This window comes from Kitasatospora sp. NPDC058243 (genome assembly GCF_042882025.1).
Taxonomy (GTDB): Bacteria; Actinomycetota; Actinomycetes; order Streptomycetales; family Streptomycetaceae; genus Kitasatospora.
Window position 1 is genome coordinate 1 of sequence record NZ_JBHVWW010000087.1, and the last position, 6,892, is coordinate 6,892.

Annotated in this window: 9 protein-coding genes; 4 read left to right on the forward strand and 5 right to left on the reverse strand. The window is 74.3% G+C overall.

Annotated features, from left to right (window positions below):
- Window positions 1–684 (reverse strand): CHAD domain-containing protein (locus tag ACFVX9_RS35855; protein WP_387986024.1); only part of this gene is annotated, 684 nt, incomplete at its 3' end.
- Between the two features lie 286 nt (window positions 685–970).
- Here ACFVX9_RS35855 and ACFVX9_RS35860 point away from each other — a divergent pair.
- The 3 genes from ACFVX9_RS35860 to ACFVX9_RS35870 all read left to right on the forward strand — a co-directional run bounded on the left by ACFVX9_RS35860 (window position 971) and on the right by ACFVX9_RS35870 (window position 3,321).
- A complete protein-coding gene (locus ACFVX9_RS35860; RefSeq protein ID WP_387986027.1) occupies window positions 971–1,645 on the forward strand; it encodes a hypothetical protein in 675 nt (224 codons plus the stop codon).
- A 135-nt stretch (window positions 1,646–1,780) separates the two neighbouring features.
- Window positions 1,781–2,602: a DsbA family protein gene (locus tag ACFVX9_RS35865; protein ID WP_387986030.1), complete on the forward strand. Its 822-nt coding sequence runs from the start codon at window positions 1,781–1,783 to the stop codon at window positions 2,600–2,602.
- A gap of 68 nt (window positions 2,603–2,670) precedes the next feature.
- Window positions 2,671–3,321, forward strand: coding sequence for a vitamin K epoxide reductase family protein (locus tag ACFVX9_RS35870; protein WP_380377315.1), 651 nt, complete (start codon window positions 2,671–2,673; stop codon window positions 3,319–3,321).
- A 33-nt stretch (window positions 3,322–3,354) separates the two neighbouring features.
- Here ACFVX9_RS35870 and ACFVX9_RS35875 read toward each other — a convergent pair whose 3' ends face one another.
- The 4 genes from ACFVX9_RS35875 to ACFVX9_RS35890 form a co-directional block, all read right to left on the reverse strand.
- Window positions 3,355–3,852, reverse strand: a complete 498-nt coding sequence (locus tag ACFVX9_RS35875) for an NUDIX domain-containing protein (protein WP_387986033.1) — start codon at window positions 3,850–3,852, stop codon at window positions 3,355–3,357.
- Window positions 3,853–3,965: 113 nt separating this feature from the next.
- The gene (locus ACFVX9_RS35880) at window positions 3,966–5,039 is read right to left on the reverse strand and encodes a serine hydrolase domain-containing protein (protein ID WP_380377317.1); all 1,074 of its coding nucleotides are present in this window, start codon (window positions 5,037–5,039) and stop codon (window positions 3,966–3,968) included.
- A 46-nt stretch (window positions 5,040–5,085) separates the two neighbouring features.
- Window positions 5,086–5,598, reverse strand: coding sequence for a GNAT family N-acetyltransferase (locus tag ACFVX9_RS35885; protein ID WP_380342973.1), 513 nt, complete (start codon window positions 5,596–5,598; stop codon window positions 5,086–5,088).
- Between the two features lie 23 nt (window positions 5,599–5,621).
- Window positions 5,622–6,047, reverse strand: coding sequence for an ankyrin repeat domain-containing protein (locus ACFVX9_RS35890; protein ID WP_387986037.1), 426 nt, complete (start codon window positions 6,045–6,047; stop codon window positions 5,622–5,624).
- A 426-nt stretch (window positions 6,048–6,473) separates the two neighbouring features.
- Between ACFVX9_RS35890 and ACFVX9_RS35895 the strand changes: the two genes are divergently transcribed.
- Window positions 6,474–6,668: a hypothetical protein gene (locus ACFVX9_RS35895; protein WP_063346460.1), complete on the forward strand. Its 195-nt coding sequence runs from the start codon at window positions 6,474–6,476 to the stop codon at window positions 6,666–6,668.
- Window positions 6,669–6,892: the final 224 nt, after the last annotated feature.

Genomic DNA, 6,892 nt, shown 5'->3' on the forward strand with positions numbered 1-6,892 from the left:
CATCCGGTCCGTGTACCGCTCGGCGGCCGCGCCGACCGCCGGGGCGGCGGTCTCGCCGGCGTAGCGGGCGCGTTTGGCGGCCTTGCGGGCCTCGTGCAGGGCGCGGTCGCGCTGCTCGGCGGGCCCGGCCCCGGCGTCGAGGGCCGCCCGGACGCGCTCGCCGGTGCGGTGCTGCTCGCGCTCGGCGATCCGGGCCAGCTCGGGGACGGCGTCACGGCCGGCCCGGCGGCGCAGCGGGGGGTCGGCGAGGAGGGTGGCGAGGGCGTCGGCGAGGGCGCGGCGGCGCGGGCTGTCGAGGGCCGCGAGCACCTCGGGCCAGGCCTGCCGGTACTCGGTCCGCCCCCACCGCTCCAGCTCCGCCGCGACCCGCTCCGGCCGGCACTCAGCGGGCAGTGCCCGGGCCTGGGCGGCCAGCCGCTCGGCGAGCACCTCGCCGTCCCGGGCGCGGCCGAGGGCGGCCGCGAGCCAGCGCAGTTCGGCGACCAGGTGGTCGGTGGCCCCGGGGGCGAACAGCCGCCGGAAGGTCCGCAGGGCGCTGCGCAGCCGTCGGCAGGCGACTCGCATCCGGTGCACCGCGTCCGGTTCGTCCGCCCGGACGGCGTCGTCGAGGCCGGCCAGTACCGCCGCCTGCGCGCCGAGGCGGTCCAGCAGCACCTGCCCCACCGTGGTGGCGGGTCGCGCCATGAGCGCTCACCCCCTCATCGGGGTCGCCGGGAACGCCTTCCAGGCTACGGGTCCGGGCGCACGACGACGACCAGGACCGCGACGGGAACGAGCAGGCCCGGGACGGGGACGAGCCAGGCCCGGGACGACCGCTCGGCGCACACGACGCCGACCCGCACGAACAGCGAAGCGGTCCCGGCTGAGCGGGCGTCAGGCGGGTGAACGAACGGCCTCCGGCGGGCAACGCTTCCGCTCCCCGGGTACGCGCCCTCGTGCCGGATGTAAGCGTCGTGGCATACTCCGGGACGTGACGACCTCCACCCATGCGATCAGGGCCCTGCGGGCCGCGGTGTTCACCGCGCTCGCCGTGCCGCTGTCCGCGCTGGGCCAGGTGGTCATCACGGGTCGCCCGCTGCCGCTCTCGCTGGTGGCGGCCGCGACCGCCGTCGTCTTCCTGGTCGCGGCCGCGCTGGCCGGCGGGGAGCGGCGGCTGCTGCACATCTCCAGCGTGCTGGTGCCGGTCGAGCTGCTGCTCAACACGACGTTCAACCTGGGGCAGGCCGGCTGTGGGCCGATCCTGTCCGAGCACGTGCCCGCGCGCGGCGTGAACCTGCTGGTGTGTGGCGGCGGTTCGGTGGACGGGTCGCTGCTGGCCGGCCCGCTGGGCCATGTGGGGCCGCTGGCCCCGGCGGCGACCCAGGTGCTGCTCCTGCTGGTGCACCTGGTGATCGCGCTGGCCGCCGCGACCTGGCTGCGGCTGGGCGACGCCGCCCTGTCGGGCCTGGCCCGGTCGCTGCGCGCGCTGCGCCAGTCACTGGCCCGCCCGTTGCGCGCCCTGGTCCTGCTGCTGCTCCCGGCTCCGGTTCGGCCGGTGCTGCGGGTGCCGCTGCCGGTGTCGGACCGCGTGCGGCCGCACCGCGAGGACGTGGTGCTGAGCCCGGCTCCCCGGCGTGGTCCGCCGGTTCTCGCGCCTGCCTGCTGACCCGCCCGAGGCCGTAGGGCCGCCGCGCACGTTCGTCCGCAGGCAGCGCGCACAACTCCCGCGTTCACTCGATCCCGCCGCACCCGGTGCGGTTTCCCGCGCGCATCCGCGCGCCGCGTACAGGAGTTGCCTTCCATGGCTCAGACCCCCAGCAAGCAGCAGGCCAAGCGCATCAGTGCCCGTGAGCGGATCCAGGAGGCGCAGCGCATCGAGCAGGCGGCCTCGAAGCGCCGCCAGCGGATCGTCGTGGCGGTGTCCGCCGTCGCGGTGCTCGCCCTCGCGGGCGGAGCGGCGGTCGCGATCAACTCGGCGTCCGGCAAGAAGGACTCGACGGCGGCCGCCGATGCGGCCACGCCGACGGAGCTGGTCGTCCCGGCGAACGCCTCCGGCCCGGACGGCACGGTGATCACCTACGGCAAGGCCGACGCCCCGCACACCATGGAGGTGTACGAGGACTTCCGCTGCCCGGTCTGCAAGCACTTCGAGGCGGCGAACGGCGAGGCGGTCAAGAAGCTGACCGAGGACGGCTCGGTCAAGGTGGAGTTCCACCTGGCGGCGTTCCTGGACAACGCCCTCGGCGGCAAGGGCTCGCGCACCGCGCTGGCCGCCGCGGGCGCCGCGCTGAACGAGGGCGTGGACAAGTTCAAGCAGTTCCACGACGTGCTGTACGCCAACCAGCCCGACGAGCGGAAGGACGACTTCGGCAACGTCAACCACATCCTCGACCTGGCCGGCCAGGTGCCCGGGCTGAAGACGGACGCCTTCGTGAAGGCCGTCACCGACAAGACGTACGCGCCGTGGGCGGCGAAGGTCGCGGAGGCGTTCAACGGCAGCGGGGTGACGGGCACCCCGACGGTCAAGGTGGACGGCAAGCCGATCACGCTGTTCAGCGGCCAGTCCACGGTGACGCCGGAGCAGTTCACCGCCCAGGTCAAGCAGGCCGCCGGCCTGAAGTAAGCAGGGCACCACCGGCCCGGCCGAACCCCGGCCGGGCCGGCTCCTCCCAGCCACCGGAGTGTGCTGCCATGACCGCCGCTACCTCTGTGCACCTCTCCACTCCCGCCCCCGGCGACGCCGGCCGTGCGCCGGTCGGCGCGGGCCGGGCGTTCTCCCTGCTGCTGTTCCTCGGCGGGCTGATCGGGTTGGCCGCCTCGGCCGTCCTGACCTTCGACAAGCTCCGCATCCTGGAGAACCCGTCCTACGTCCCCAGTTGCAACCTCAATCCGGTGATCAGCTGCGGTTCGGTGATGCGCACCGAGCAGGCGGAGGTCTTCGGGTTTCCGAACCCGCTGCTCGGGCTGGCCGCCTTCGGCGCGCTGGCGGCGGTCGGGGCGGGGCTGCTGGCCGGTGCCGCGTACCGGCGCTGGTTCTGGCTGGGCCTGCACGCGGGCACCCTGCTGGGTGTGGTGTTCGTGCACTGGCTGATCGACGAGGCGCTGTACCGGATCGGCGCGCTGTGCCCGTACTGCATGGTGGTGTGGGCGACGGTGGTGGTGCTGTTCTGGTACACGACGCTGCACAACCTCCGGACGGGGGTGATCCCGGTGGGCCCGCGGCTGCGGCCGGTCGTGCGGGAGGCGGCGCGCTACCACTGGGCGGTGCCGGTGCTGTGGGCGGCGGTGATCGCGCTGCTGATCCTCAACCGGTTCTGGTACTACTGGAGCACGCTGGTCTGACGGGCCTGACCGACTGGCATATTTGACGGACCGTCAGCCGACGTACCCCGTGGAGTGCAGCAGCGCGGTGGCGCCGGCGCGCCGGGCCGCCAGGGCCCGGGTGAGCCGGCGCGCCGCGCAGGGGTGCAGCAGTGCGGCCGCCCGGGCGGGGGTGAAGTATCCGTACTCGGTGATCTCCTCGGCCTGCACCCGGATGGTCGCGCCGGCCGGGACCGTTCCGCCGTCGAACATGAACTGCACGGCGGGGTGGGCGTGTTCGCCCTGGCCCGGGATCGGGTCGCGCCACTCGACGACGAGCAGCCGCAGCTCGCCGGCCACCAGCCCGGTCTCCTCTCGCAGTTCGCGGGCGGCGCATTCGGCGGGGCCCTCGCCCGGGTCCATCCCGCCGCCGGGGAACTGCCACTGGGCGCGGTAACTGGCCTTCAGCAGCAGGACGTCGCCGCCTTCGCCGGTGAGCAGCACGCTGCAGCCGACGTAGGCGCGCAGCAGCCCGGCCAGCCAGTCCTGTTCCGAGAGCCAGGTGTCCGTCATCGCGCCTCCTCCGCCGGTGCCCCGTCGCGGTGGTTACTCTGCCGCAACCCCCGTGCCGGATCCGGCGGTTCGTACCTAATCCACCCGATCGGGTACTCGACGCACGAGAGCTCCTACCCGAAGACCGCCCGCCGGTAGGCGTTGCGCAGGTCGGTGAGCGGCTGGATGCCGCGGTCGTAGTGGACCTTGTTGGTGAGCAGCAGCGCCCAGCGGCCGAGCCGCCGGGAGATCCAGATGCCGGTGCCGGTGAAGCCGTAGTGGACGAAGGTGCCCTCGGCGGGGTCGGTGCCGGGGGCGTGCAGCCAGGACAGGCCGCGGGCGGGGGCGAGACCGCCGGTCTGTTCGCGCAGCGACTCCGCGATCCAGGCCTCGCCCCAGGGCAGTTGGGGCGGCGGGGCGAGCAGCGCGGCGAGGAAGCGGGCGAGGTCGCGGGCGGTGGAGAAGGCCCCGGCGTTGCCGGAGACGCCGCCGAGCAGCCGGGCCGAGGGGTCGTGGACGACGCCGCACAGGTGGCTCCCGACCTGCGGGTCGTACTCGGTGGGCGCGGTGCGGGCGGTGTCGGCGGGGCCGAGCGGCCCGTACCGGGTGTCGGCCATGGCGAGCGGCCGCCAGATCCAGCGACTGGCGAGCTCGGCCGGCGGCGCGCCGCCGAGGTCCTCGACGAGGTAGCCGAGCAGGACGGCGGCGCGGTCGGTGTACTCGACGGCCGTGCCGGGCGCGCGGTGCAGCGGGGCGGCGATCACCCCGGCCCGGATCGCCGCGAGGTCGCGCCCGTAGAGCTGCTCGAATCCGGTGTGCGGGAGCATTCCGGCGGTGTGCGCGAGGAGTTGACGGACCGTCACCACGCCGACGGGGTGCCCGGAGGCGGGCGGCCACCAGTGGCCGAGCGGTTCGTCGAGCGGGAGCCGCCCGGCCTGCCGGAGCACTCCGACGCAGGGCCAGAGGGCGACGATCTTGGTGAGGCTGGCGAGGTCGTACCGGGTGTCCGGCCCGGGGGCGAGCCGGGCGTACGGGCCCTGCCCGAGCACGCCGTGCGCGCCGCCGCCGAGCGCCCCTCCGGCATCGCCGACGGCCCAGACGGCGCCGGCCCCGACGGTGCGCACGCCGCCCCGGACCAGCCGGTCCAGCTCCCCGCCGGGCGCGGCCAGGGCGGGGAGCCGGTCGGCTCCTGGCGGTTGCTGGCTCATCGTCCCCCCTCAGAGGTGTCGTGAGCCTACCCGCCGGGCGGGCCGGTCAGGCCGCCGCGGGCAGTTCCTTGCCGAGGCAGATGCTCTGCGGGTGATCGCGGTAGATGCCGAACTTCCGGATCGCCGCGTACCCCTCGGACCCGTACAGCGCCACGGCCTCGGGCTGCTCGGTGCCGGTCTCCAGGATGACGCGGGTGCGGCCGGCCTCGGCGGCGGTCTGCTCCAGGCGGCGCAGCACCGCCCGGGCCAGGCCACGACCGCGGGCGGCGGGGACCACGAACATCCGCTTCAGCTCGACGTCGCCGTCGCGCAGCCCGTCCGGCCCGGCCTGCTTGGCCCGCCAGCCCCCGCAGGCGACCGGCCGGCCGTCGAGGTAGGCGATCAGGAACAGGCCGGCCGGCGAGTCGAAGTCGTCGAGGTGCAGCACGGTCTCGTCGGGGTCGCCGTAGCGGCGGACGTACTCCTGCTGCACCTCCGCCGACAGGGCCTGGGCGTCGGGGTGGGCGTAGCCGGTGACGCGGAACTCGACGGTTCCGGCCTCCATGGTGGTGCTCTTCATGAGGGAAGAGCCTACGACCTGGATCAGCGGGCCTCGAAACGGGCGACCAGCTCGTTCTTGCCGAACATCCGTGCGGTGTCGACGGCGTTCGGGGTGCCGGCGGTGGGGTCGGCGCCGCCGTCCAGCAGGACGGTCAGCACGTCCTCGGCGCCCTTGAAGACGGCGCCGGCGAGCGGGGTCTGGCCGCGGTCGTTGGCGCGGTTCGGGTCGGCGCCGCGCGCCAGCAGGGCTTCGACGGTGGCGGCGTGGCCGTGGTAGGCGGCGAGCATGAGCAGGGTGTCGCCGCGGTCGTTGGTGAGGTTGGCGGGCGCACCGGCGTCCACGTAGGCGACCAGGGTGTCGGTCTCGCCGGCGCGGGCGGCGTCGAAGAGCTTTCCGGCCAGGGCGATCACCTCGGCGTCGGGGGCGCCGGGAGCGTCGGCGGGCTGCTGGTTGGCGGCGTCGGTCATGGCGGGCGGCCTTTCCGGTCTGTGGGTCCTGCGGGTTCTGCGGGCTCTGCAGGTTCTGCGGGTGGCGGAGCCGCGGTGACGGAGTGCGGCTGGAGCAGCTGCGCGTACCGCACCGTAGCGGCCGGGTGCCGGGCCGGGCCAGCGCGCATCCGGATGGCGGATGGCGGCCCTCGAACGGCGGCCATCCGGGCGAACTTCCCCGACCCCCCGGAAACCTCCCGCCCACCCGGCGGGAATGCCTCGCCGCGCTGGAACTGCGCGGGACACGGCCCCACCCCGGCCGGTCCGCCCGCCTTCGCCCGAACTCCAGGGCGACGTTGAACGGGAAACCACCCATTTGCACCGTTCCATCATCTATTACTTTTTGTCACGATTAGCGCACTTTCCGTAACACCGTCCCCGTCCCCCCTCCCCGAGGAGCAGAACGTGATCCTCTCGATTTCCGGCATCGTCCTGTTCGGCACCATCGCCTTTCTGTTCTTCCGCAGGGACGGGCTAAAGGTCTCCCACGCCGTCGTCTGCGCCCTCTTCGGCTTCTACGTCGCCGGTTCCTCGATCGCCCCGAGCATCACCGCCGGCGGTGCCAGCCTGGCGAGCCTGCTCGGCGGCCTCAAGTTCTAGGGCGTGTCTGACAATTCCCGCCGGGCGCGCGACGCTCCCCCAGCCTGGCGGCCGGGAGGTGCCCCCAGGCATCCCGCCTGGACGCACCGGTGAAACGTCCAAGTACGGCCCAGTACGAGGACGCTTCGCCGGCACGCCCAGCCGGGCGCCCACCGCCGCGCGCTGATCCGACGCGAATTGTCAGACACGCCCTGGGGCCTGTCCTGCCAGAGAAGGAGCCAGCC